At 44.6% G+C, this 25198-nt stretch carries 21 protein-coding genes; 9 read left to right on the top strand and 12 right to left on the bottom strand.

Going from position 1 to position 25198, the window contains the following annotated elements; translation table 11 throughout:
• The first annotated feature begins 128 nt into the window (after window positions 1–128).
• Together pheT and Q9R24_RS07700 are read left to right on the top strand one after the other, a co-directional pair.
• Window positions 129–2510 (top strand): phenylalanine--tRNA ligase subunit beta, encoded by a 2382-nt coding sequence (gene pheT, locus Q9R24_RS07695; RefSeq protein WP_311204290.1) that lies wholly within the window; start codon window positions 129–131, stop codon window positions 2508–2510.
• Window positions 2507–2803 carry an integration host factor subunit alpha gene (locus Q9R24_RS07700; protein WP_004783565.1) on the top strand — a complete coding sequence of 99 codons (297 nt, stop codon included), beginning with the start codon at window positions 2507–2509 and terminating at the stop codon, window positions 2801–2803. Before pheT ends, Q9R24_RS07700 begins: the two co-directional genes overlap by 4 nt.
• Window positions 2804–2907: 104 nt before the next feature.
• On the opposite strand, the gene Q9R24_RS07705 is transcribed toward Q9R24_RS07700, so the two are convergent.
• The 3 genes from Q9R24_RS07705 to trxA form a co-directional block, all read right to left on the bottom strand.
• Window positions 2908–3207 carry a hypothetical protein gene (locus Q9R24_RS07705; protein ID WP_071852242.1) on the bottom strand — a complete coding sequence of 100 codons (300 nt, stop codon included), beginning with the start codon at window positions 3205–3207 and terminating at the stop codon, window positions 2908–2910.
• Between the two features lie 401 nt (window positions 3208–3608).
• The gene (rho, locus tag Q9R24_RS07710) at window positions 3609–4877 is read right to left on the bottom strand and encodes a transcription termination factor Rho (RefSeq protein ID WP_004278267.1); all 1269 of its coding nucleotides are present in this window, start codon (window positions 4875–4877) and stop codon (window positions 3609–3611) included.
• Between the two features lie 322 nt (window positions 4878–5199).
• Complete coding sequence (trxA, locus tag Q9R24_RS07715; protein ID WP_005250793.1) at window positions 5200–5526, bottom strand: thioredoxin; 327 nt, start codon at window positions 5524–5526, stop codon at window positions 5200–5202.
• 260 nt (window positions 5527–5786) lie between these two features.
• Between trxA and ppx the strand changes: the two genes are divergently transcribed.
• Genes ppx through Q9R24_RS07740 form a run of 5 tightly spaced genes read left to right on the top strand, consistent with a single transcriptional unit; the run spans window position 5787 to window position 10906 of the window.
• A complete protein-coding gene (gene ppx, locus Q9R24_RS07720) occupies window positions 5787–7307 on the top strand; it encodes an exopolyphosphatase (protein WP_311204291.1) in 1521 nt (506 codons plus the stop codon).
• Window positions 7308–7337: 30 nt separating this feature from the next.
• Window positions 7338–8162: an acetyl-CoA carboxylase carboxyltransferase subunit alpha gene (locus Q9R24_RS07725; protein ID WP_219308510.1), complete on the top strand. Its 825-nt coding sequence runs from the start codon at window positions 7338–7340 to the stop codon at window positions 8160–8162.
• On the top strand, window positions 8099–9475 hold the full coding sequence (tilS, locus tag Q9R24_RS07730) for a tRNA lysidine(34) synthetase TilS (RefSeq protein ID WP_311204292.1): 1377 nt from the start codon (window positions 8099–8101) through the stop codon (window positions 9473–9475). The genes Q9R24_RS07725 and tilS overlap by 64 nt, the downstream gene beginning before the upstream one ends.
• Before the next feature lie 2 nt (window positions 9476–9477).
• Window positions 9478–10317 carry a pyrroline-5-carboxylate reductase gene (proC, locus tag Q9R24_RS07735; protein WP_404976586.1) on the top strand — a complete coding sequence of 280 codons (840 nt, stop codon included), beginning with the start codon at window positions 9478–9480 and terminating at the stop codon, window positions 10315–10317.
• A gap of 19 nt (window positions 10318–10336) precedes the next feature.
• Entirely contained in the window at window positions 10337–10906 is a 570-nt protein-coding gene (locus Q9R24_RS07740) for a YggT family protein (RefSeq protein WP_064094707.1), read from the top strand.
• A 360-nt stretch (window positions 10907–11266) separates the two neighbouring features.
• Here Q9R24_RS07740 and polA read toward each other — a convergent pair whose 3' ends face one another.
• On the bottom strand, window positions 11267–14029 hold the full coding sequence (polA, locus tag Q9R24_RS07745; RefSeq protein ID WP_311204294.1) for a DNA polymerase I: 2763 nt from the start codon (window positions 14027–14029) through the stop codon (window positions 11267–11269).
• A gap of 161 nt (window positions 14030–14190) precedes the next feature.
• Between polA and Q9R24_RS07750 the strand changes: the two genes are divergently transcribed.
• Window positions 14191–16899, top strand: coding sequence for a DUF2339 domain-containing protein (locus Q9R24_RS07750; protein WP_311204295.1), 2709 nt, complete (start codon window positions 14191–14193; stop codon window positions 16897–16899).
• Window positions 16900–16946: 47 nt separating this feature from the next.
• Here the strand turns inward: Q9R24_RS07750 and Q9R24_RS07755 are convergent, their stop codons facing one another.
• Together Q9R24_RS07755 and Q9R24_RS07760 are read right to left on the bottom strand one after the other, a co-directional pair.
• Window positions 16947–17870, bottom strand: coding sequence for a mechanosensitive ion channel family protein (locus Q9R24_RS07755; protein ID WP_005250806.1), 924 nt, complete (start codon window positions 17868–17870; stop codon window positions 16947–16949).
• Between the two features lie 9 nt (window positions 17871–17879).
• Entirely contained in the window at window positions 17880–18659 is a 780-nt protein-coding gene (locus Q9R24_RS07760) for a hypothetical protein (protein WP_086044916.1), read from the bottom strand.
• Between the two features lie 144 nt (window positions 18660–18803).
• Between Q9R24_RS07760 and gspE the strand changes: the two genes are divergently transcribed.
• Complete coding sequence (gspE, locus tag Q9R24_RS07765; protein WP_004278254.1) at window positions 18804–20291, top strand: type II secretion system ATPase GspE; 1488 nt, start codon at window positions 18804–18806, stop codon at window positions 20289–20291.
• Between the two features lie 50 nt (window positions 20292–20341).
• Here gspE and Q9R24_RS07770 read toward each other — a convergent pair whose 3' ends face one another.
• The 6 genes from Q9R24_RS07770 to Q9R24_RS07795 form a co-directional block, all read right to left on the bottom strand.
• Window positions 20342–20734 carry a DUF4951 domain-containing protein gene (locus Q9R24_RS07770; protein ID WP_005103334.1) on the bottom strand — a complete coding sequence of 131 codons (393 nt, stop codon included), beginning with the start codon at window positions 20732–20734 and terminating at the stop codon, window positions 20342–20344.
• A 183-nt stretch (window positions 20735–20917) separates the two neighbouring features.
• On the bottom strand, window positions 20918–21343 hold the full coding sequence (locus Q9R24_RS07775) for an organic hydroperoxide resistance protein (protein ID WP_004732917.1): 426 nt from the start codon (window positions 21341–21343) through the stop codon (window positions 20918–20920).
• A 102-nt stretch (window positions 21344–21445) separates the two neighbouring features.
• The gene (locus Q9R24_RS07780; RefSeq protein ID WP_005107790.1) at window positions 21446–22273 is read right to left on the bottom strand and encodes a carbon-nitrogen hydrolase family protein; all 828 of its coding nucleotides are present in this window, start codon (window positions 22271–22273) and stop codon (window positions 21446–21448) included.
• A 20-nt stretch (window positions 22274–22293) separates the two neighbouring features.
• The gene (gigB, locus tag Q9R24_RS07785) at window positions 22294–22812 is read right to left on the bottom strand and encodes an anti-anti-sigma factor GigB (RefSeq protein ID WP_004647542.1); all 519 of its coding nucleotides are present in this window, start codon (window positions 22810–22812) and stop codon (window positions 22294–22296) included.
• A gap of 112 nt (window positions 22813–22924) precedes the next feature.
• The gene (gene gigA / locus Q9R24_RS07790) at window positions 22925–23893 is read right to left on the bottom strand and encodes an RsbU family protein phosphatase GigA (RefSeq protein ID WP_004732911.1); all 969 of its coding nucleotides are present in this window, start codon (window positions 23891–23893) and stop codon (window positions 22925–22927) included.
• 103 nt (window positions 23894–23996) lie between these two features.
• Window positions 23997–24896, bottom strand: a complete 900-nt coding sequence (locus tag Q9R24_RS07795) for a VacJ family lipoprotein (protein ID WP_004278245.1) — start codon at window positions 24894–24896, stop codon at window positions 23997–23999.
• Window positions 24897–25198: the final 302 nt, after the last annotated feature.

A 25198-nucleotide genomic window follows, 5' to 3' on the forward strand; every position in this document is an offset into this window, starting at 1 on the left:
TAATAATCCTCTCCTAACCTCTCCTTTTAAAAAGGAGAGGGACTCCGCGAAATAGATGGAGTTCTCCCCCTTTGGAAAATGGGGGGCAGAGGGGGATTCTAGAGATTTGAATTACAGGTTTTATATCAATGAAAATTAGCGAAAATTGGCTACGCACATGGGTCAACCCAGCCATCGATAGCGATAAACTTTCTGATCAATTGACCATGTTAGGTCTTGAAGTTGATGAGCTTGCACCTGCAGCAAAAGCATTTACTGGTGTAGTGGTGGGGGAAGTCCTGACAGTAGAACAACATCCAGATGCTGACCGTTTACGTGTAACCACTGTCAATATCGGTTCTGGTGGACCATTGCAAATTGTATGTGGTGCGCCAAATGTACGTGCCGGCATGAAAGCGCCAGTTGCGACTATTGGTGCAGTACTTCCAGGCGATTTCAAAATCAAGAAAGGCAAGCTTCGTGGTATCGAGTCACAAGGCATGTTGTGCGGCGCTTCAGAAATCGATCTGGAAGATAAAATTGACGGTCTTTTAGAGCTGCCTGCAGATGCACCAGTAGGTATGAACATTCGTGAATATCTAGACCTTGATGACAACGTGATTGACATCAGCATTACACCGAACCGTGGGGACTGCTTCAGTATTCGCGGGATCGCACGTGAAATTGGTGTGATTAACCAATTGCCAGTAATTGCCCCTGAAATTAAAGAAGTAGCTGCGACTATTAGCGAAGAAAAGAAAGTCGTTGTATCGACTGAAGGCTGCCCACGCTATTTGGGTCGTGTCATCAAGAACGTCAATACCAAGGCTGTGACTCCTGTATGGATGGAGCGTGCATTGGCACGTTCAGGTATTCGTCAGCACAGCATTCTGGTCGATATTACCAACTATGTATTAATCGAGCTTGGTCAACCGCTACACGCATTTGATGGCGGTAAAGTTCAAGGTGCGGTACATGTACGTCAAGCGACGGAAGCTGAAAAGTTAGTTTTGCTCAATGAACAAGAAGTTGAACTCAACGAAAAAGTGATGGTGATTGCAGATGATGAAAAAGCATTGGCCATTGCTGGTATTATGGGTGGCTTGTCTTCAGCAGTCAGCGATGCAACCACTGAAATTTTCCTGGAATCAGCATTCTTCGCGCCATTGCATATTGCCGGTCGTGCACGTAGCTTTGGCATGCATACTGATGCTTCTCAGCGTTATGAACGTGGTGTCGATTTTGAATTGCCATTGATCGCTATGCACCGCGCATCACAATTGATTGCGGAACTTGCGGGCGGTGAGTTTGGACCAATTACAGTTGCCGAAAATGCAGCGTTATTGCCAACACGCGACGCAATTGAGTTGAATCAAGCACAAGTCGATCAACTGCTAGGCTATAGTGTTGACTCAGCGTTCATTACTGATGCTTTAAGCCGTTTAGGTTGTGAAGTTACAGTAAAAGCAGAAGGCGAGTGGTCAGTGGTACCGCCATCACATCGTTATGATATGGTGATTTACCAAGATTTGATTGAAGAAGTGGCACGTATTCACGGTTATGACAATATTCAAATCAGTCTGCCTGTGATTGATGTGAAATTGGCGAAATACCAAGATCAATTTGAGTTGGGCCAACTCCGTCAAACTGCCGTAACTTTAGGTTACCAAGAAGCGATCAGCTTTAGCTTCTCAGACCTAAAACTTGAAAAGCAACTTAATTCCAGTGTGAATCCATTAGCATTAGCTAATCCAATTTCAAGTGATTTGGCTGTGATGCGTTCAACCTTGCTGTCTAGCCTGATTCCTTGTGTTCAGTACAATGTCAACCGCCAGCAAAGCCGTGTACGTTTCTTTGAGCTCGGTCTGCGTTTCGACTATCAAGAAGCCAGCAGCATCCATGATTTAAAACAGATTCCAACTTTTGCATTGATTGCGACTGGTTCACGTCATGCTGAGTCTTGGCATGGTAAGGCACAGCCAATGGACTTCTTTGACTTTAAGGGTGATGTAGAAGAAATTCTGGCTGCTGGTCGTGTCAAAGTAGAATATGTGCGTTCAGAGCGTAGCTGGTTGCACCCAGGGCAATCCGCAGAAATTCTCGTGAATGGTCAATCAATTGGTTACTTGGGGCGTTTACATCCCTCACTTGAAGACGAACTTGATCTGGCAACCACATGGGTAGCAGAATTGGATCAAGCGGCTGTTTTGCAAACTTATGTATCTAATTTTACAGAATTATCACGTTTTCCATCGGTTCGACGTGATATTGCGCTTTTAATTAGTGATAAGATTAATGTTAGCGAAATTCAGGGACTTATCGAAAAAACAGGCGGAGAGCTTTTAGACTCAACTTGGTTGTTCGATGTGTACACTGGACAAGGAGTAGAAGAAGGGAAACGCTCACTGGCATTTGCACTTCTCTGGCAGCATCCAAGCCGTACACTGGAAGATGCTGAAATTAAATCAGGTATGGATAATATCCTTCAAGTGTTAGAAAACACTTACCAAGCGACATTGAGGGCTTCATGACAGCACTAACTAAAGCAGAAATGGCTGATCATTTAAGTGAGCTCACGAGTTTAAACCGTCGTGAAGCAAAACAAATGGTTGAGTTGTTCTTCGATGAGATTAGCCAGGCGCTCATCTCAGGCGAGCAAGTAAAACTTTCGGGTTTTGGTAATTTTGAGTTGCGTGACAAGCGTCAACGTCCAGGCCGTAACCCGAAAACGGGTGAAGAGATTCCGATTTCTGCACGCCGTGTAGTAACCTTCCGTGCGGGACAGAAGTTCCGTCAACGTGTGGGAAATGAGCAGATCAACTGATCTGCTTTTTTAAAAGCTGAAATCTAATATTTTTAAATTTCAGTTTTTAAAATAAAAAAAGAGAGCCAAAGGCTCTCTTTTTTTGTACTGAATAATCTAAAAGATTATTGAGCAGCAGCTTCAGAAGCAGCAGTAGCGTCAGCAGCAGCTTCAGTAGCAACTGCAGCAGCAGCTTCAGCTTCAGATGCAGCGTCAACTTCAGCAGCAACTTCAGAAGAAGCTTCAACGTCAGTAGCTTCTACAGCAGCAGCGTCAGCAGCAGCTTCAGCTTCAGAAGCAGCTTCTACAGCTTCAGAAGCAGCTTGGTTAGCGTCAGCAGCAGCGTCGTCAGCTTTTTTAGCACAACCAACGAAAGCTAAAGTAGTAGCAACTGCAGCAGCAATAGCGATTTTTTTGAATAACATGGCATCACTCTCTAAAAATTGAGACTAAAAAAAACCAAAGTTAGTCTGTTAAGTGCTTTTATTGTTCCTAATTGTGTTAGGGACTAACAACGCAGGAGCAGTCTAACTGGTCTGCAAATATGCTATCACTGCGCATTTTTAATTGCTACTGGCAATGATCAAAAAAGTACGGAAAAACGATAAAAAATAAGAAGTTTTTAACAGAAAATAACAATGGAATGAAACATTTAGATTGGAGAAAGGCTTTTTAAACACTTAAAAGTTATACAATTTTTAATCTGAATATTTTATTAATCAAAAACTTAAAAATAAGTTTACATAAATCAGGCTTGATTGTTTCATTCTGTAATTTATGTCAACCTAAAAAAGGCCACCGCTTAGGTGACCTTTCATTTGAAATTTTAATTTGAAGCTTTGCGTTTCATCTGATCAAAGAAATCATCGTTGGTCTTGGTTTCTTTCATGCGATCCAGTAAGAATTCCATTGCCGCCAACTCATCTTGAGTATGCAACAGCTTGCGCAGAATCCAGACTTTACGCAGATTGTCTTCTGACATCAGGCGTTCTTCACGGCGAGTACCAGATTTCTTGATGTTCATCGCAGGGAATACGCGCTTTTCTGCAATGCGACGATCAAGGGTAATTTCCTGGTTACCTGTACCTTTGAATTCTTCGTAAATCACTTCATCCATTTTACTACCGGTTTCAATCAGGGCAGTAGAAATGATGGTTAGTGAACCACCTTCTTCGATATTACGTGCAGCACCAAAGAAACGTTTAGGACGTTCTAGGGCATGCGCATCCACACCACCAGTCAGTACTTTGCCTGATGAAGGGATCACGGTGTTATAGGCACGTGCCAGACGGGTAATCGAGTCAAGCAGAATCACCACATCTTTCTTGTGCTCAACCAGACGTTTTGCTTTTTCAATCACCATTTCAGCAACTTGAACGTGACGTGCAGGAGATTCATCAAAGGTAGAAGCCACGACTTCACCGCGAACCGTACGTTCCATCTCGGTCACTTCTTCTGGACGTTCATCAATCAGGAGAACGATCAGAATAACTTCAGGATTATTGCGAACGATGGACTGTGCAATGCTTTGCAGCAGCATGGTTTTACCCGCTTTCGGCGGAGCCACAATAATTGAACGCTGGCCTTTACCAATCGGGGCCACTAGGTCGATCACACGGGTGGTTAAATCTTCAGTGGTACCATTGCCTAACTCCATCACCAACTGTTCGGTCGGGAATAATGGGGTCAAGTTTTCAAACAGAATCTTGTTACGTGAATTTTCAGGTGTGTCGTAGTTAATCTGATTGACTTTAAGTAAAGCAAAATAACGTTCGCCTTCTTTCGGCGGGCGAATGGTGCCAGTAATGGTGTCGCCAGTACGGAGGTTAAAACGACGAATTTGAGAAGGGCTGACATAGATATCGTCAGGACCTGCTAAATAAGAACCTGCGGCTGAGCGTAAAAAGCCAAAACCATCTGACAAAATTTCTAGAACGCCATCACCAAAAATCTCTTCGCCATTCATTGCATGACGTTTTAAGATGGCAAAAATAATGTCTTGCTTACGGTTACGAGCCATACCTTCGAGGCCCATAAACTCGGCAATCTTGATGAGTTCGCCAATCGGTTTTTTCTTGAGTTCGGTTAAATTCATAGGTGGTCAGATAGAATCAAAGTTCTGAGGTACAGGTTAGAAAGGGAGTAACATTCGGCCGCATACCAGCATTCAAACGAAAGCAATTGAATTTGCAAAAGAACAATTCAGAGATCTGTTTGAGTGTTTCAAAGGAAAATGTGGAAAACAATTTCTATTGCCGAGCGGCATCTTATGTAATGTGTCTTGTAAGAAATTGACAGGATTTAGGATCCTTTATCTCTTGAGTAGCGAATATAAGAGAAAATGCTAGGTTTGTCAATTTATAGCCGAAAAAAATACGCGAGAATGAGTCGCGTATTTTTTACTAAAAATGCTGTGCTTAGATATTGTCATCAATAAATGCTGTCAGTTTAGATTTTGGTGCAGCACCGACTTGAGTCGCAACAACTTCACCATTTTTGAACATCAACAAAGCCGGGATGTTACGGATGTTGAAATTCACAGCAGTTTGTTCGCAAGAAGTTACGTCAACTTTCACGATTTTAACTTTACCTTGGTATTCATCAGCAAGCACTTCAAGTACGGGTGCAATTGCTTTACATGGTGCACACCAGCCTGCCCAAAAGTCCACCAGTACAGGAACGTCTGATTGAAGAACGTCTGCTTCGAAGTTTGCGTCAGTAGTGTTTATGATGTTGCCAGACATGGAATGTGCTCCAGATTAATATTTTAAAGATAACTAATTATTAGTATTACATAGCCATCTTTAACAATGTAGGGGAATCTGTAAATTTTCAATGCTTAATGTTATTTTGTCTAATGGATGATCACGATAGTGATGATCGTGTCTCACTATTATTCCCGATACAAAAAAGAATGAGGCATTAAATTGTCGCTACAAATGGCTTTTAAATTGCATGCATGTGAATTACTCTAAGCACAATTCGTTAAAGGTTTATTTCTGGAATGTCTGACTTTTTGATTGATGAAGAATTACTTGCCGCCATCGATATGGGATCAAACAGCTTTCATTTGGCCATCGCCCGTGTAGACCATGGCGAAGTGAAGAAAGTGGCATCAATGTCAGAAAAAGTTCAGCTTGCCGCAGGACTAGACGAAAATAAGAATTTAACCGAAGCCGCCCAGCAACGCGGTTTGGCCTGTCTGGCCCGTTTTGTCGGACGTTTAGGCGCAGTTCAGCCAAACCGCTTGCGGATCGTGGCGACAAATGCTTTGCGTCAAGCCAAAAACGGCCATGAATTTATCCAGAAAGCTGCAGAAATTTTACCGAAACCGATCGAAATTATCGCCGGTCGTGAAGAAGCCCGTCTGATTTATTTGGGTGTATCGCATACCATGGCCAACAGCGGTCGTCGTCTGGTAGTTGATATCGGTGGCGGTTCAACTGAGCTGATTATCGGTGAAGAATTCGAGCCGATTCATACCGAATCGGTACAAATGGGCTGTGTAGCGTTTACCAAGGCCTATTTTCAGGATGGCGAAATCAGTGCCAAAGCCTTTGATAAAGCAGTTACTGCGGCACGTAAAGAAATTTCGGGAATTGCCAATACTTATAAAGAAGCCGGTTGGGATGCTGTCGTTGGCTCGAGTGGCACCATTAAAGCCTGCCGCCAGATTTGCGTCAATATGGGCTGGAGCAATGATCGCGAACAGTTGACGCGTGAAGGCCTGGAAAAGCTCAAAGATAAACTGCTGAAATATAAATATGTCTCGGACATGGAATTCGAAGGTCTGAAAGATGATCGTCGTGCCGTCTTACCTGCTGGTATTGCCATTCTCTATGCCGTTTTTGATGTATTGGGAATTGATCATTTGGTCTATTCCGATGGTGCGCTACGTGAAGGCGTGATGTATGACTTGCTTGGCCGTTTCAAGCATGAAGATATCCGTGATCGTTCCGTACATGCCTTGATTGGTCGATATAATGCCGATGCTAAGCAGGCTGAGCGTGTGGTTCAGACCGCACAGAAACTGTTTAATGACGTGGCCAGTGAACTCGGTTTAAGTGTTGAAGATAGTGACCTGTTACGTCGTGCTGCCTATCTGCATGAGATTGGTTTGGCCATAAGTCACAGTGGCTATCATCGTCATGGCGCGTATTTATTACAACACTCGGATATTGCCGGTTTCTCGCAAGTTGATCAAAATCATTTGTCACATTTGGTCGCGCACCATCGGCGTAAATTGCGCGCTGATGCCAAGCATGATGTGATGAAAGTCGGTGGATCTAAACTTTTATGCTTATGTTTGCTGCTTCGTCTGTCGGTTTTGGTCAATCACAGTCGTAGCGATGAGATGCTTCCTGCCATTGAACTCAAGGTTGAAAATGCGCAACAATGGCAACTCAGCGTGTCTGGTGATGCCAAGCAATGGCCATTGCTGGTCGCTGAACTGCACGATGAACAGCAGCAATTTAAAAATTGGGAGATTGAACTCTCGATTCAATCCGAACAGTTTGTTAATTAATACCTTTATAGGGATGAAAACGGTTAACCTATGAAAAATAAAGCAACTCCATCAAAAGCATGGGCGACAGTGCAGATTGCACGTCATCCAGAACGTCCACAATTCCTGGACTATGTGGGTGAAATATTCACTGAATTTGATGCTTTACATGGTGACCGCCTATATGGTGATGATGGCGCGATGATTGGTGGCTTGGCTCGTTTTGATGGTCAACCGGTGATGATCGTTGGTCAGCATCGTGGTCGTAGTACCCGTGAAAAATTACAGCATAATTTTGGCATGAGTAACCCGGAAGGTTATCGTAAGGCACAGCGTCTGCTAGATATGGCCGAGCGTTTCAATCTTCCAGTCTTTACCTTTATTGACACCATGGGTGCTTATCCGGGTGTCGGTGCAGAAGAACGTGGTCAGGCTGAAGCAATTGCCACCAGTCTGGCTCAGCTTTCCAATTTGAAAGTACCGGTAATTGCAACTGTACTGGGTGAAGGCGGTTCAGGTGGTGCGCTGGGTATTGGGGTAGCAGACCGTGTGGTGATGCTCTCTCACAGTATTTATTCGGTCATTTCACCGGAAGGCTGTGCCTCAATTCTTTGGAAAACTGCTGAAAAAGCTGAACAGGCCAGTGAAGCCTTGGCTCTGACTGCAGAAAAATTGCAGAAAATGGGTATTGTAGAATATGTGGTGGATGAAGGTGAGGGTGCTCATTTAAACTCGGATCAGGTCATGAACAGCTTGAAAGCAGTGCTGAAAGAAGCTTTGAATGAACTGCAACCAATGGAAGCGCAAGCACGATGCGAAGCACGTTACCAACGTTTGATGAAGTTTGGCAGCGACAATTTAGGTCTGGTTTCTTAAAACAGCTGCAGGATTTTCCTGCAGAGACAAAATTTCTCATCGGATGCAGTGGCGGCGTAGATTCTATGCTGTTGCTGCATCTGATGTTTTTTTTATGCCCGGAAAAAGTTCGGGCGATTTATATCGATCATCAGTTACAAGCACTCAGCGCAGATTGGGGCAAGTTCGTTGCACATCAATGTCAGCAACTGAATATTCCCTGCATCATCCAGCCCGTCAATGTCGCCAGTGGCAATCTGGAACAGCAAGCGCGCAATTCACGTTATCAGGCCTATCTGCAACATTTGCAAGCGGATGAAATTTTGGTGTTAGCGCATCATCAGCAGGATCAGGCGGAAACCCTGATGTTGCGTTTATTGTCTGGCACAGGCGTGGATGGTTTGGCTGCAATGAAACAGCTGGATATACGTGAAAATTTCACGATTTGGCGGCCGTTGCTGGATATTTCCCGTGAGCAGATTTGCCAATGGGCATCAGACCTGAATGTTCAGAATATTGAAGATCCGACCAATGCTGATACCCATTATGACCGGGCCTGGGCACGCCAGACCCTGTGGCCGCTATTAAGCCAACGTTACCCTAAAATGCAAGCTGCCTTGGTGCGAACCAGTGAGTTAATGCAGGATGCTCAAGACATTTTACAAGAAGTGCTGCAACAGGATTTAGCATCTTGTGGAACTGAAACGCAGCTCGACCTTGGTAAATTTCTACAGCTTTCAAAATCACGACAACGTCAATTACTCTCTGCCTGGATGAAAGGTAAAGAACAGTATCGTCCATCCTTAGATATGGTGGAGCGTTTGCAACGCGAAGTGATTTATGCCAAACAAGATGCTCAGGCGGCATTGCATTGGCAAGGCTTTTACTATGTACGCTATCAGCAGCAATTATATCGTCTGACCGCAGAGACTTATTTAGCTGATCAGCAACAAGTTCAAACTAGCCCGAAAACTATAAAATTTGCTTTAAAAGACAGCGTACAGGTTTTGTCAGGGAAATTTATCATCGCGCCTGCACAGCTCGGTTTATCTCCTGCATTGTTGCAGCAAACTTTGCATTTGCAGCAGCGGCAGGGTGGCGAAAAAATTCATTTATATGGCCGTGTCGGTACCTGGCCGCTGAAAAAAGCCATTCAGGAAGCGCAAATATTTCCCTGGGCTCGGCATACTATTCAAATATTAAGCACAGATAATGTTATGCTAGGCGTGTTTACCCCTAAAGGATTTTGGTTGGCCCAATCTGCATATTGTGAAGCAGGCGGATGGCTGCCGATTTCGGTTTTTTCAACTTTAGAACTCAACGATGAGCATTGAACATGAGTGCAGCTTTAAATTGTAATATCTGTTTTATTGGTGGCGGTAATATGGCCCAAGCCTTAATTGGCGGTCTGATTTCACGTGGTTTGCCAGCAACACGTATTACAGTTTCTGATCCGATCGAAAAAGTCCGTGCTTTATTGGCGGAAAAAGAAATTAATGTGACCGGGGAGAATAGTGCTGCAATTCAGGATGCAGATATCGTCGTATTGGCGGTAAAACCTCAGGTTTTGGCTCAAGTGCTGCAACCCTTAAAAGGTCTGGTTAATAATAAGCTGATTATTTCCATTGTTGCTGGTGCAGAAATTGCCACATTGTCAGCATTATTAGGGACTGAGCGTATTGTACGGGTCATGCCGAACACGCCAGCACTGGTACAGACTGGGGCACATGGTTTATATGCCAATGCATCTGTGGAAACGAGTGATCGTGAACTATCCAGTCAGGTTCTGGCATCGACCGGACTGACCATTTGGGTCGACTCAGAAGCACAAATTGATGCAGTCACTGCCGTCTCGGGTTCGGGTCCAGCTTACTTTTTCTATATGATGGAAAGTATGATTCGTGCGGGTAAAAATTTAGGTCTGGATGAAAAAGTAGCGACAGCACTCACTTTGCAAACGGCTTTGGGGGCGGCACAAATGGCCATCACCAGTTCAAATACACCGGCTGAGCTACGTAAAAACGTTACCTCTCCAAATGGAACGACTCAGGCAGCACTAGAGGTGTTCGACCGCGCGCAAATTTCTCAGAATATTCAGGCAGCACTTGCTGCTGCGCAAAAACGCAGTCAGGAACTAGCTCAAGAGCTCAGTGAAAGCAGCAAATCTTCAGTTTAATTTTTAGGAAAGTTCAAGTATGGGTGCAAATTCTGCGCTAATTTTTGGCATTATCATTAACGTCGCGATTTTGCTCGTATTCTTCCGCTTTTTAATGCAATTGGCTGCGGTAAGTCCTTACAATCCCGTCGTTCTGTCTACCGTCAAAGCGACCAAAATTGTAGATGTATTCGGGCGTATTTTCCCTACGATGGGCAAAGGGCGGGTTAATACTGCGGCACTGGCACTTTTGGTGGTGCTGTATTTGCTGAAAATTTTCGGCATGATGTATCTGTCTGGTGGCATGCCGAATGGTCCTGTGCATTTGCTCATTCTGACTTTTGTCACCATGATGCAGGATTTGATCCGTTTCTGTCGTTACTTGATTTTCGCTACCATTATTTTAAGCTGGGTGGTGATGTTTACCCAATCCCGTTCACCTTATATTGAAGTAGTTCAGGAACTTGCCGAGCCATTGCTGGCACCTTTCCGCCGGATTATGCCGAATATGGGCATGATTGACCTGTCTCCAATCCTGGCAATTCTGGCCTTGATTGTGATTGAAATGATCATGAACCAGGTGGCAATTGTATTGTTAACGGGTTTTTAATCTGAATGAAAAGAAAAGGACGCTGAGGCGTCCTTTTTATTTGCTCCTCCCTTTAGAAAAGGGAGGTTGGGAGGGATTTGTTAAACTTGCCAAACCTTGACAAGTTTTAATCGAAGTGCAAGAAGAAGATGGGATTTTAACCTCTCCCTAACCCTCTCCTGAGAGGAGAGGGAACTTGGATGCTCTTAACCAGTAGTGCTGCTGATTTCCTAAAAATAGAAAAATATGCGTTCAAAACTTGATAGTAGAAAAGATTTTAATATCGCTGCCTGTAGATGAGGATTATAAATTAAAATCCCCTCCATCCCCTTGCGGAATATATTCCTCACCTCCTATAAGGAAGATGGGGTTAAAGGCACATTAATGCGCCTCATCCCAGTTTTTGCCTTTACCCACTTCTACCACCAATGGTACAGAAATCTGCAATACCGATTGCATCACTTCTGCCAGTTTAGGTGCGAGTTCATCGGCAATGTCTTCATCCACTTCAAATACCAGTTCATCATGTACTTGCAACAGCATTTTGGCCTGATCTTTCGGCAAAATCTTGTCGACTTCAATCATCGCCATTTTAATGATATCCGCAGCCGAACCTTGTAGCGGAGCATTAATCGCAGCACGCTCTGCCGCTTTACGCACCATCATATTACGGGCATCAATATCTGGGGTATATAAACGGCGACCGAGCAGGGTTTCAACAAAACCCTGTTCTAATGCGACCTGACGGGTACGTTGCATATAGTCATAAATGCCCGGATAACGATGGAAATACTGCTTGATATAATCCTGTGATTCCTGACGGGTAAAGCCCAACTGACGGATCAGACCAAACTCGGACATACCGTAAAGTAGGCCGAAGTTGACGGCCTTGGCCTGACGGCGCTGGTCATTGGTCACTTCTTCCAACGGAATGCCCAAAACTTCCGCAGCAGTACGGCGGTGTACATCCTGACCATGAATAAAGGCATCCAGCAGGGCTTCATCCTGAGATAAATGTGCCATGAGACGCAATTCAATTTGTGAGTAATCGGCTGCCAGCAAGACACGGCCTTCAGGTGCCACAAAAGCCTTACGGATTTGACGGCCAATTTCGGCACGAATCGGAATGTTCTGCAGGTTTGGATCAGTCGATGATAAACGGCCAGTTGCAGTCAGTGCCTGATGATAACTGGTATGCACACGATGGGTATCAGGATTGGCCTGTTTGCATAAGCCATCGGTATAGGTACTTTTCAGCTTGGACAAACCACGATATTCCAGAATTAGCTGGGCAATCGGATGTTCAATTTTTTCCAGTACACTTTCACTGGTACTGTATTGTCCGGTGGTGGTTTTTTTACCGCCTTTTAGCCCCAGCTTTTCAAACAGAACTTCACCGACCTGTTTAGGTGAGCTGACATTAAAGCTTTCACCGGCAATTTCCATGATCTGGTTTTCCAGATTGTGCATGGTGTTGGAAAATTCGCCCCCAAGCTGATCCAGAAAAGCAAGATCCAGTTCGATGCCGTTTTCTTCCATTTGCGTCAGTACATGTGCGACCGGAACTTCAATATTATGCAGAATATTCACCAGTTCAGGGTGTGCCTGCAATTTGCTGCTCAAGACTTCATAAAGGCGATAGGTGACATGTGCATCTTCTGCGGCATAATGTGCTGCAGTTTCAAGTGGAATCTGGTTGAAGGTCTTTTGTTTAGCACCTTTACCGGCCACTTGTTCATAAGTCGTGGTCAGATGACTCAAATACAGACGGGCCACATCATCCATGCCATGACGGGTTGCGACAGAATTCAGGACATAGGAAGCCAGCATGGTGTCGAAATACCAGCCTGCCATATGAATGCCATGATTTTCCAGGACATGTGCATCATATTTTAGATGATGCCCAATTTTCTTTACAGACTCATCTTCCAGAATTGGTTTGATCTGCGCCAGAATTACTTCACGATTCAGCTGCTCCGGTGCGCCTTCATAATCATGTGCCAAGGGAACATAATAAGCATTCTGCGCATCGAAGGCGACCGAGAAACCGACAATCTGTGCAATACGATAATCCAAACTGGTGGTTTCGGTATCAAAGGCAAAACGTTTTTCGGTACTTAGGCGCTCAAACAGTGTGTCCCAGTCCTGCTGGCTTAATACTGTGTGGTAGGTCGCTTGACCTAGCTGGTCATCACTGCTGGTTACAGACGCATGGTCTTCCAGAGGTTCTGGTGCTGTAACCGCTTTGGCGTTAATAGATTTTGCCGCCTGCTGGTAATTTGAATTATTCGGGTTGTTCGGGTGATCTAAGGACTGCAGCTGGTTACGGAATTCCAGCTCGGTGTACAAATGACGTAAGGTCTCGACATTCGGCTCACCCAGTTTTAAATCGTCATAACCAAAGTTAAGATCCAGATCGATGACAATACTGGCCAGTTGATGGTCCAGTACAATGCCATCGACATGTTCTTTAATATTTTGACCGACTTTGCCTTTGATCTTGTCGACATTTTCTAAAATGCCACCAATCGAGCCATATTCAGTGAGCAGTTTTGCTGCAGTTTTGGCACCTACACCTGGCACGCCCATGATGCCATCTGATGCATCGCCCATCAGGGTCAGATAGTCAATAATCTGATTCGGCCAGACGCCAAACTTTTCAAACACGCCGTCGACATCCAGCGGTTTTTCTTTAAAGCTGTCTTCCAGGGTAACTTTTTCGGTCACCAGTTGTGCCATATCTTTATCGCCCGTAGAGATCAGTACCTGATGTCCCATCGCCTCGGCACGTTTGGCCAGTGTTCCGATAATGTCATCGGCTTCGGCACCCGGTAAGGTATGTAGGGGAATGCCCAAAGCGCGGATCAAGGCATGCAGATAAGGAATCTGTTCGGATAATTCCGTTGGCATGCTGGGACGATCACCTTTATAAATCGGTGACAGCTCATGCCGGAAGGTCGGTTCTGGGGTATCAAAAATTACCGCCATATGGGTCGGTTGGGTCCGGCGCATCAGTTTTTGAATAGCAGAAATCGCACCACGAATTGCATTGGTATGTAAACCGGTTGACGTGGTTAATGGTGGCAGTGCGTGAAAGGCACGAAATAAAAAGTAAGAGCCATCGACCAAGACAAATGGTGGCATGTAATCAATTCCTTATTCAAAATACAGCGCTATTGTACGTGATTTTTACCGCGCTCGCTGAGGCGAGTCTGAGTTTACAGCTTAGCGAATATCGGCTGAAGATGAAATAAGCAGCACAAGCTGTTGTATGATGGAAGGATTCAGGAAAGAGAAATATAAGAATGGCTGTAGGACGGAATGAGTTGCGCATGATCTGGCTGATTACCCTGCTGATAGCCGGGATCAGCGCCTGGTATCTGGGTTATCAGATTGTAACTTATCTGTGTGGTTTGGGGTTTATCTTTAGCGTGATGCAATATGTCACTGCGGTAGAAGCACCGATGAATCAATTGGCCGGACAGCAGCAGATGTCCTTGGAGCGCAATTCTAAAGTTCCTTTATATATCTCATCAATTACTGCCATTGTCGGCGGGTTGGCTGAACTGGACTGGTTGATGGGAATCGGGATTACGGCCTGGGTATTCTTTTTGCTCAGGTGGCTGCAACGTCTGGAAGGACGTTTGATACAGTTGCAATCACAATCTCATTCTGCCGATCCCTTACAGCGATCACCAGATCGATCCGATTCTGTTCCATTCGTGAAAACTGAGTCTGCCCAAGAGGTAAACGACACTCCTCATCTGGTAGATCAACTGCAGCGCTGGCTTTTCCAGGGGAATCCAGTCTTAAAAGTCGCGATTAGTATTTTGGTGATTGGGATTATTTTACTGCTGCGTTTTGCCACTGAGCACTGGCAACTCAGTCTGGCTGCAAAATTGGGCCTGGTTGCACTGGCGAGTGGGTGTATAGCAGGGCTGGGTTATCGCCTGATGCAGAAAAATCGGAGTTTTGCTCTGGCACTAGAAGGACTGGGTTTGGGCAGTCTGTTCCTGACCTTATTTTTTGCCTATTACAATCTGGTGATTCCCACGTTACCGTTGGCAACATTGCTATTTCTCATTATTCTGGCCATCACTCTATATTTAAGCCTGAAACAGGAAAGCATCGAACTGGCTTTGATGGCTTTGCTGATTGCTTATCTGGCGCCGTTTACCTTACCGACCCGCGATGCTTCTGCCGTTGAGCTGATTAGCTATTATTTGCTGATCAATATCGGGGTGGCAGTGCTGAGCAGTTTCCGGCCATGGAAGATTCTCAATCAAATTGCCTTTTTAGTGACTGCGGTCGTTGGCGGGATATATAGCCTGATTCATGGTTATACATATGAGCGTTATGCCATGACTGCGTTGATTCTGGCACATAGTGCGCTGTTTATCTGGCTAGGTTTCCGCTTTAGCCAGTTGCTGGCACGACAGGATCTCTCACGTTTTCAGTTAAAACCGGTATTGGACTTAGCGCTGATTTTTGCTGCACCGATCACGGCATATATTTTTCTGTATCTGATTCATTTTAATCAGCCCAATCAAAAACTCTGGCAAGCTGGATTAAGCCTGTTCTTTGCACTGGTCTTTGCCGCTTGCTGGACACTGCTGCGCCGTAAACAAACTATCCTGCTCATTTCGCAGAGCTATCTGAGCCTGATGCTGATTTTTCTCGCCTTGGTGCCCCCGATCTTATTGACAGAACAATGGAGTGTGATTGGCTGGGCAGTTGAAGGTGTGCTGATTTATTTATGGGCCTTGGAAAAAAATGTCCGGGTAGCACACTATCTGAGCATGGGCTTATTGCTGATGGCCGGATTCAGCAGCCTGTATTATCTGGTCGAGATTAATCCAACACCGCGAATCATTTTCTGGATTTTGAGTCTGTGCTATGTGGCAGTCGTGGTCATCAGTCAGCTTAAAAAGCAGTACCAGCAGCAGATGAATAGTCTGAGTGTCAGTTTTTTAAGCAGCCTAAGTGTCGCGGCCAGTTTGATGCTATTTGCCTTGCTGGAAGATGAATTTCCGAGTCAGCATGCCTATGTGCTGAGTTTATTTATCATCACACTGGGGTATGTAATGTTCAATGAAATGATCCTGCGCAAAAATCAGGAGTGGTCATGGTTACTGCCGAAGTGGAGTGGCATCTCGCCCTTGCTGGTCATTGCGGCGATTCTAACTCTGGATCGCAGTCAGAATGCGGTGATTGTCTGGAATAGTGATCTGGAACGTGGGGTTTCTGCACTTTCAACGATATTATTGGCCATTCTGTGGCTTAGACCGCTGGCTGGCTTGCAGCTCTCCAAAGAATGGATGAGCTTTGGCGTTTTTAGCAGTCTGGCTCTGGCAAGTTTATGCCTGATCCCGAACATGCCTTATCTGAGCATGGTGATTTTACCTTTATTATTCTGCCTGTGGTGCTATCGGCAGGATGTGCAGTCAGGTTGGCAGCAGCTTTGGCAAACCAAGAGCTGTTTATTGCTGATGGCAACTTGGCTGGTTTGTTCACAGCTGTTTAGCCAGCAAGCCTTTCAATATTACTGGCTGCCGATTCTGAATCCTTTTGACCTGATCAGTATCGCCATGTTTGCCAGTTTTATCTGGATGCTGTTACAGCAAATCAAGGTGGGACGTGATAAAGGCATGATCGCAGTTTTAATGGTACTAAGTCTGTTATGGCTTTCCAGTTATATTGTTTTAAGAGCTTTACATGTGTACCTGCAGACGCCGTTTAATGAGCTGGCATTATGGAGCAATGCGACGGTTCAGCTTAGTCTGACCATACTTTGGGTATTACTCGCCTGGATTACCATGTGGACAGCAACGCTCAAAAAACTGAAACTGATGTGGATTTTAGGCGGCAGTATTCTGGTGATTGTGACCTTGAAGCTCGTACTATTTGACCTGTCACATATTGGCACCCTGACCCGGGTGATTTCCTTCTTGCTGGCGGGCGGGGTGATGCTACTGATTGCTTATATTGCGCCGATGCCGGAGAGGGAGCTTTGAATCCTCTCCCTAACCCTCTCCTTTAAAAAGGAGAGGGAATCTAAGGGTTATTTCAGATCAGGCTCTCTTTTGAGGGCCTTTTCATTGGCATATTGATCGATTTCTTCATTTTCCAAAGGACGGGAAAGTGGATGATCGACAAAGCCCATTTTTGGCACCGGAATTTCAATCTGGTTATCGACAAAGCCGTTGCGAATCCGTTCCTGCATTTCATCACGAACTTTCAGGTAGTTTTCCTGTTGGCACCACACTGCAAACAGCAGTTCAATCGAAGATTCACGGAAAGCGGTAACGGTGACTGCAGGTTTCGGGTCGGCCAGTACCAGTGGATATTTATTGGCAACGTCCAGCAGAACTTCGCGTACCTTGATAATATTTTCATGGAAATTGATCGCCAATGTAATCGGAATCCGCCGTATCGGAAATTTCGACAAGTTCTGCACCGGTGCCCGAATTAGCTGTTCATTCGGTAAACGCACATAGATATTATCTTGGGTCAAAAGTTTAACCGAGAGCAGATCAATCGAAATCACTTCGCCTTCAATGGTATGCCCACGAATCAAGGTAATCTGGATGGTATCACCGACTTCAAAAGAACCTTCACCAATCAGGAACAGACCACTGATCAGGTTGGATGCTGAGGTTTGCGAAGCAAAACCCAGTGCGACCGTTAAAATCCCTGCAGCGCCAAGGAAGACACTGAGTTTAAAACCGGCTTCTTTCAGACTAGCCATCACAAACAGCAGGAAGATAAAATAGAAAATTCCGCGGCGCCAGACCAGTTTCTGATGGGCATTAAAACGGACACCAATGGTGCGAATAAAGGTATTGGAAATAAAGCGTGCGATCAGGAAACCAATAAAGCACAACACCACCGCCACCAGAACTTCGGTCAAACGGTCGGTATTGATATTGGTAAATACTCCCTTCAGGCTGTTGGTGACTTCGGTCGGAATATTTGAACTTGGCATCAGACGCCCTTAGAAAAATGAATCAAACATATTAAATAACGCACCTGCCGGATCGCGCGGTGGATGCAGATAGGCCACTTCACCAGCATTTGGTGGTGTGCGGTTTTCGACCCGAATCCGTGGTGGACGATCCGAACTTTCATGCAAAACGCGGATTTGTGAGGTCCATAAGCGGCCGGTACTTTCACTGTAAAAAAGCGGCAGGGCAGGCACTGGCACATTCATTCGGTCAAAGCGCAATTGCTGGTTACTGGTATTGTGAAACTCAATCGGCGTGACTGCACGAAAGGCTCGCGGATGTAACTGTTTCAGTTCGGTTCTGCCATCGACTGCGGTGGCATAACAGATTTCCCCCGAACGGTGATTGGGTCCAAACCAGGTGTCTTTTGGCAAGATTACCGGCAAATCGAAAATCGGTTCGCGCTGCCCCTCGACAAAACCGGCAATCCATAAGGGCGTGCTGATATAAAGCGTACCGCGCTGTCCGGCAGGAATATAAATCGGATCGACTGGTTTAATCACCACAGAACGGTCTGCAAGGCGTGGCATCAGTTGCAATTTGTTTTGCGTGGATTTGAACATATAGCGTTCAATTTTCACAGGTGGGGGAAAGGCAAAATTCGGATCATCAATCTGATGCCATTGCTGTTCATAATCGTATTGCACAGAAGGGCGGAAATATTCCAGTCGCCATTCCTGAATCCCTCGGGTCAGCCGAAACAGCAAGGAGCCAAACTGCCAGGCTTTAGACTGATTTATTTCAAAATTCTGTTCTCCCCACCAGCGCATTTTCGCTGTATTCGGGATTAATTCATCTTTATCTCGCGGCAATCTTGGCACCCTTTCTTGCTAAATCTTTGAAAACATACTTCACGCTGTCATATGCTTAGAGTACACTCAATTTAAATTTTTTCATCATTATTATAATCCGCGATGCAAGTACTTAAACAATTACAAATCCCATATAGCTTCGCCAAGCGCCATGGTGTGCTGTTGCGTTATGAGGGAGATCAGGCCTTTATTCTGCGTCGTGACAATACCTCGATGCTTGCATTGCAGGAAGCTCGCCGTCTGCTCGGTTATCCGGCTCATTTTCAACTCTGTAGCGAACAGGAATTTAACCAGTTACTCAGTTCCAGTTTTGCCGGCGATAGCGGCGAATCGCAACAGGTCGCTGCCGGTCTGGAAGATCATCCGGATTTACTCAGCCTGGCTGATTCCGTACCTGAAGCTGAAGACCTGATGGATCAGGAAGATGATGCGCCGATTGTGCGGCTGATCAATGCATTGCTCTCAGAGGCGATTCGTGTCGGGGCTTCCGATATTCATATTGAATCTTTTGAGAAAAAACTGTCGGTGCGTTTACGGGTCGATGGCCAGTTACGCGAAATTGTACAGCCACGCCGTGAACTGGCACCGCTTCTGGTTTCACGGATTAAAGTCATGGCCAAACTGGATATTGCCGAAAAGCGTATTCCTCAAGATGGCCGTATTTCATTACGCTTGGCCGGACGTGAAGTCGATGTCCGTGTATCCACCTTGCCATCTTCTTATGGGGAGCGGGTGGTGATGCGTTTGCTGGACAAGCAGGCCGGCCGTTTGAACATGACCCATTTGGGCTTGATGAATAATGACTATGGTCGACTCAAGACCTTAGTGCATCGCCCGCACGGGATTATTCTGGTGACTGGCCCGACCGGTTCGGGTAAAACCACCACCTTATATGCGGCACTTTCTGACCTGAATGACGGTTCTAAAAACATCCTCACGGCTGAAGATCCGATTGAATATCAACTGGAAGGCATTGGACAAACGCAGGTCAATACCAAAGTGGATATGACTTTTGCCCGTGCGTTAAAAGCCATGTTGCGTCAGGACCCGGATGTGGTCATGGTTGGTGAGATTCGTGATCTGGAAACCGCAGAAATTGCGGTGCAGGCATCCCTGACAGGACATCTGGTGTTATCCACCTTACACACCAATACCGCGATTGGTGCGGTTACGCGCCTGAAAGATATGGGAATTGAACCATTTCTGCTGTCCAGTTCTTTAATCGGGGTAATTGCCCAACGTCTGGTGCGTACCTTGTGTCCACATTGCGCGACCTGGCATGAGGCAGATGCTTTCGAGAAGAATCTATTTGGCAATATTGAGCATCCCCAAGATTTAAGATTACCGCAACCTCAAGGCTGTGAACGTTGTGGCAATACTGGCTTTAGTGGCCGTACTGCAATTTATGAAATTGTCCCAGTCGATGATCATATGCGCCGTTTGATTCATGGCAATGCGGCTGAATATGAAATCGAAAGCTATGTACGTCAGCAGTCAGGTTCCATTCGTGATGATGGTCTGCGTAAAGTATTGGCCGGAAAAACCACGATTGAAGAAGTATTGCGAGTAACCAACGAAGCAGTAGAATAATTTTTTAATCTGCTCGCTTTATCATAATGATCGTCAGGACTTTTGGATATTTACCAGAGACTGACGATTTTTTTCATGAGTTGTGCACGAAAAGGTGCAGTCGGATTTCCCGGATTACGCAGAGTTTCATTTTCATAAAAGTTCTGCCAGGCTTGTGCCATTGCTAAACTCAGTCCTTCCTGTTTCATTGTTTCAACATCTGCCTGAGTAATATTGAGAAAACGGGCTTCAGCATCTTTGGGGCCAGCTCCCCAGCCAATAATCCCTTTACCAAATTCAGGCAGAATCATATTGTTGGGTGTTGCAGGAATGGGTAGGCGTTCAATTTCAGTATTGAGCAGAGATTTTATTTTCGGACGGATTTTTTCTGAGAGATAAAGATCTGCAAAAGAGGTTGTAGCAGTGAGGAGCAGGAGAGAATTCAGAAGAACTAGTTTTAACATCAATATAAATCGAATAAATGTAAATAAGAATCATTATATATAATTTCTTAAGTTTTTGCTGCAGTTTTCAAGTGGGGAAGAGAAGTAGCTTTTGACAAAAGATGAAGCGGGTAAATTTTGAAATTTATAATTGAAGTCTAGCTATCCTGAAAATTTTTTCAGGATAGCTGTTAAATAAAAAAATTAAGTAATTACGTTTAAGTTCACATCAATATTATTACGGGTCGCATTTGAGTATGGACAGACAATATGCGCAGCATCCACCAGTTTTTTTGCTTCTTCCTGATCCATGCCTTCAAGATGGATGTTTAATGTCACTTCGATCCCGAACCCGGTAGGAATCGGACCAATCCCAACATCACCTTCAATATAGGCATCTTTACTGATATTGAGCTTGTCACGATTGGCAACAAATTTCATTGCACCCAAGAAACAGGCGGAATAACCTGCGGCAAAGAGCTGTTCAGGATTGGTTCCACCGCCTGGTCCCCCCATTTCTTTAGGTACGGCCAATTGGACGTCCAGAATCTGATCGTCAGAAATGGCGCGGCCATCACGGCCCCCTGTGGCTTTGGCATGTGCGGTATAGACGGCTTTTTCTAATGACATGAGTTAAATCCCTGTTTATTTTTCGTAGAGCTTCTATGCTCGGTGATTTCACCTGAAGAATAAGCAGGGATTTTGTTATTTTATGCAAGCAAATGAAACGATTCAGGAAAGTTGAAGAAGTCTACGGTGTTGCATTAAAGGCATGGATTCACGCACTTTTTGCTGTTCATTTAAATCAAAGTCGACGGTGATGAGTTGAGCACCTTCTGCATGGATCATATTAAGAAGTTGTCCACGACTATTGGTGGCGGCTGCATGTCCCCAAGTCTGGCGTTTTTCTCCATGCCAGCCTTGTTGAGCTGCACCAAGCACCGAGCATTGGCTATCTAGAGCACGTGTTTGCAGAAGAAGCTGCCAGTGCATTTCACCTGTGGTATAGGTAAAGGCAGAAGGAGCGGTCAAGAGGTTTGCACCTTTGGCTCGTAAATTTAACGCCAGTTCCGGAAAGCGCAGGTCATAACAGACCATTAACCCAATATTGCCAAAAGGTGTTTTGGCTACGACAACATCTGTGCCGGGTTCAAAGAACTTGGATTCCTGATAACCACCGACAGCATCGCCGACTTGCACATCAAACAGGTGAATTTTGTCATAACGTGCTTCGGTCCGTTCCGGACTGATACACAGGCTAACGGTACGCACCCGGCCATCCTCAATGATTGAACCATCCGGACGATAAGGGCAGGGTAATGTACCGGCAACGATCCAGGTGTCATATTCATGGGCAAGTTGTTCCAGACGCTGCTGAATCACTTCAAATTGTGCAGCAGTTTCACGCTGTTTACCTGCTGCAAAACAGACAAAGTTTTCCGGGAAAACAATCAGTTCAGCACCATTGGCCTTACTTTGTTGAATTAAAGATTCAATCTCCACGAAATTGACATCAATTTCATTTTGAGAATTCATTTGTACAACAGAAAGTAAAGTCATAGGGTCCTCTTATAAGATGGTTATACCTTTTGCTCGGAAATTTTATCTAAATTGTCTTGCTCTTTCTGTAGCTGTTTGACTAAAGGTTCAAACATGTTCTGATTGCTTTGATTCAGTTTCATCAAGGTTTTATGCGCATCCAGAACCGTATTCAGCATATTTTGATGCGTGACATGTTCTTCCATCAGCGCACGTGTGCAGACATTTGGATCACCACAATAATTCAGAATCACAAACACCTGGCTCAATCCCATACTGTTGGCCAAAGTGGTAATGTCAGAATTGGTAGAAAGCATGACAGCCTGAATATTGTGTACTTGCTTGAGTTTGAGTCCTAGTTTCGCTAAAACACCCAGTACGGTACTGTCAATGAAACTGGTTTCGGTGAGATCAACGATAGCGCCAACTACGTTGTCTTGCTGTTCAATTTTGTTCAGTAATTTGTCTAGACTAATACAAGATTGGGCACGCACTTCGCCGATAAGCTTAAAAATATGCGTTCCGTTCAGACTTGCATATTCAACATGACCTGTTGACATATAAATGCCATTTGCAGAGAAGGATATTAAATTATCCCATAGGGTGTATTGATACTCAAGTGGCTGAAAGTAGTAATCAAATTAAGTGCTTATAAAGCCTGTAAATATACTGCTAATTTACGCGGATAAAGCTTAAAAAGGCGATATCGTCAGCCACATGTTCCGGAGCCTGAAAAGATTGATTCTGCAAATGGTGTAATAATTGCGAGAATTGTTCATTTAAACCACCATCAAAAGGTTCCAGTGCGCCATCCGAACAGATAATAAAGCGCGCATTGCGACTTAATACCCATTCATTTTCCTCAACTTCAAGATCTTCGGTTAAGCCCAAAGGGAAACTGCTGGAAGAGAGGATTTTAGGTTCTTGATTGGGTTCAAATATAATCGGTGGAGGATAATGTCCAGCGCTGGACCATTTTAATACATGGGTTTCCAGATTAAGAATCCCGGCAATCATGGTGATGTGCTTTTCAATATTTTCCTGCATCAGCATACCGTTCAGCTTCTTGATCAGCTCGCGCGGCGTCTTGGAGCGACCATGGAAAGCTGCCATCCAGGACGTGAGCAAACTACTGGTGACGCCATGTCCGGATACATCGGCCAAATAGAAAATCACTTCTTTGTCGCTGATTTTCCAATAATCATACCAATCCCCTGAAAGATAGGCTGAAGGCTGAAAATAGGTTTCGACCTCGTAATTGGTCAGTTCAATCGGATTCGGTAACAATTTTTTTTGTAGTTCTGCAGCAGAAGGCAGGTCACGGCTATCCTGGTTACGCTTATATTGTGCATCAATTTTTTGTAATGCCAGATCTGGATTCTCGGGAAGCTTGTTCCAGATCCAGCCGGCTAAAGCACCTTGTTCCCAGGCCTGAGCCAAAGCAGTACCTTCATTTTCTAAGGCCAGTACAATCGTAGGCAGATTCCACTTATATTTCAGATAATCATGTACATCTGCAATCGCAATAATCGTAGAGTCATACAGTTCATGATCATCCAGATAGATCATCTGAACATGAGGAAGCGTATCAAGTACTTGATCTAAGTAAGGAATATCACGAGTCGGTTGAATGAAATACATAAAAAAGTGATTCAATCCCAGGATTGGCTATAAGATGTACTATAACAAGCAAAGTATTGCTAGCGAACAGATTTTCACTAGCAATCATACATGAAGCTTAAACTTAAAGATCTTCGTTTGAAGATTCAATGTTGCTATCACTAGAAGGTGCATCATCAGAATTGTCATCTTCAAAATCATCTTCTAGGAAAAGCGTATCTTGTTCTGTACCTTTCTTTTCTGCAATTGCATAATTGGTACGTTGTAAATAAATATCGCGAATCTGCGCATAGCGATCGCCAGTCAGCACTCCTTCAACGTCCAGTATTTCTGAACGGGTATCGATGGCACGCCAAAACTGATCAGTCCAGTAAAGTCCATCTTCATCTTCGAGAATGTATTTTTGTGGACGAGCTTGACTATCTACAGCAGTACCGATTACGCCACGGACAGAACTTGGACCTAAAAATGGCAACATGATATAAGGGCCAGAAGGCACGCCATAATAACCTAAGGTAATTCCAAATTTTTCCTCTTCATGACTCAAGCCCAGGCGACGCGCTGGATCAGCCAGTCCTAAAGTTGTTAAGGTGTTAATGGTAAAACGACCTAGGGATTTAGCAGCGCGGGCAGGACGACCTTGAATCAGCTGATTCACCACATTCCAAGGTTCACCTAGGTTACTGCGGAACTGGGTATAGCTGCCACGAACATCTTGAGGAACTTTTTCCACATATTGTACGGCTATGGGACGTACCACGGTGCGGTCAATCGCATCATTAAACTGATAGATCTTTCTATTTAACGGTTGAAAAGGATCTTTAACTTCTTCAGCCTGTGCTGCACTGGCATCAACTTTCAGTTGCGTTTGTAATTGTTGCGCTTTGGTCGAGATTTTTGTTCTAAGCGGCGTTTTTGCAGGCTCGTTTTCCAGATTTTCCACACTGGTGGCCGCCTCGGCGAAAACATGTGCGCTTGAAGCTAAAGAAAATAAGCATATAGATAAGTAAATAGAACGATGCATAAGGTAACCTGAGGCCTTTTCTGTGTAAGTAGCACTACTTATTAGTATAAAAATAATAAACGTTATATTCACGAATAGACATCATTTAAGCAAATTTGTATAAAAAATGAATGAAAACACACGAAAAGCTTAAAAAATATACATACAAAATGATTTTCTTGAAAAAGGTGTTGCAAGGGCTCTGAAATACTGTAGAATGCACATCCATCGGCGGTGATGAAGATTAAAACTTCTGATAAAACAGTAACTTAGTTAAGTTTAATTGAGTTGGGTTTTATTTGATAAGTTTAAAAATAATCTGA

Source organism: Acinetobacter sp. RRD8, assembly GCF_031844225.1.
Lineage (GTDB): Bacteria > Pseudomonadota > Gammaproteobacteria > Pseudomonadales > Moraxellaceae > Acinetobacter.

Bases quoted from the DNA above. Each gene is read 5' to 3' on its own strand.
- trxA (WP_005250793.1), bottom strand. From the start codon at position 5,526: ATGTCTGGCAACATCATAAACACTACTGACGCAAACTTCGAAGCAGAC.
- proC (WP_404976586.1), top strand. From the start codon at position 9,478: ATGAGTGCAGCTTTAAATTGTAATATCTGTTTTATTGGTGGCGGTAAT.
- Q9R24_RS07755 (WP_005250806.1), bottom strand. From the start codon at position 17,870: ATGCCAAGTTCAAATATTCCGACCGAAGTCACCAACAGCCTGAAGGGA.
- tilS (WP_311204292.1), top strand. From the start codon at position 8,099: ATGCGAAGCACGTTACCAACGTTTGATGAAGTTTGGCAGCGACAATTT.
- ppx (WP_311204291.1), top strand. From the start codon at position 5,787: ATGTCTGACTTTTTGATTGATGAAGAATTACTTGCCGCCATCGATATG.
- Q9R24_RS07700 (WP_004783565.1), top strand. From the start codon at position 2,507: ATGACAGCACTAACTAAAGCAGAAATGGCTGATCATTTAAGTGAGCTC.
- Q9R24_RS07725 (WP_219308510.1), top strand. From the start codon at position 7,338: ATGAAAAATAAAGCAACTCCATCAAAAGCATGGGCGACAGTGCAGATT.
- Q9R24_RS07795 (WP_004278245.1), bottom strand. From the start codon at position 24,896: ATGCATCGTTCTATTTACTTATCTATATGCTTATTTTCTTTAGCTTCA.
- gigA (WP_004732911.1), bottom strand. From the start codon at position 23,893: ATGTATTTCATTCAACCGACTCGTGATATTCCTTACTTAGATCAAGTA.
- Q9R24_RS07705 (WP_071852242.1), bottom strand. From the start codon at position 3,207: ATGTTATTCAAAAAAATCGCTATTGCTGCTGCAGTTGCTACTACTTTA.
- Q9R24_RS07780 (WP_005107790.1), bottom strand. From the start codon at position 22,273: ATGACTTTACTTTCTGTTGTACAAATGAATTCTCAAAATGAAATTGAT.
- gspE (WP_004278254.1), top strand. From the start codon at position 18,804: ATGCAAGTACTTAAACAATTACAAATCCCATATAGCTTCGCCAAGCGC.
- pheT (WP_311204290.1), top strand. From the start codon at position 129: ATGAAAATTAGCGAAAATTGGCTACGCACATGGGTCAACCCAGCCATC.
- Q9R24_RS07775 (WP_004732917.1), bottom strand. From the start codon at position 21,343: ATGTCATTAGAAAAAGCCGTCTATACCGCACATGCCAAAGCCACAGGG.
- Q9R24_RS07770 (WP_005103334.1), bottom strand. From the start codon at position 20,734: ATGTTAAAACTAGTTCTTCTGAATTCTCTCCTGCTCCTCACTGCTACA.
- rho (WP_004278267.1), bottom strand. From the start codon at position 4,877: ATGAATTTAACCGAACTCAAGAAAAAACCGATTGGCGAACTCATCAAG.
- Q9R24_RS07760 (WP_086044916.1), bottom strand. From the start codon at position 18,659: ATGCGCTGGTGGGGAGAACAGAATTTTGAAATAAATCAGTCTAAAGCC.
- polA (WP_311204294.1), bottom strand. From the start codon at position 14,029: ATGCCACCATTTGTCTTGGTCGATGGCTCTTACTTTTTATTTCGTGCC.
- gigB (WP_004647542.1), bottom strand. From the start codon at position 22,812: ATGTCAACAGGTCATGTTGAATATGCAAGTCTGAACGGAACGCATATT.
- Q9R24_RS07750 (WP_311204295.1), top strand. From the start codon at position 14,191: ATGGCTGTAGGACGGAATGAGTTGCGCATGATCTGGCTGATTACCCTG.
- Q9R24_RS07740 (WP_064094707.1), top strand. From the start codon at position 10,337: ATGGGTGCAAATTCTGCGCTAATTTTTGGCATTATCATTAACGTCGCG.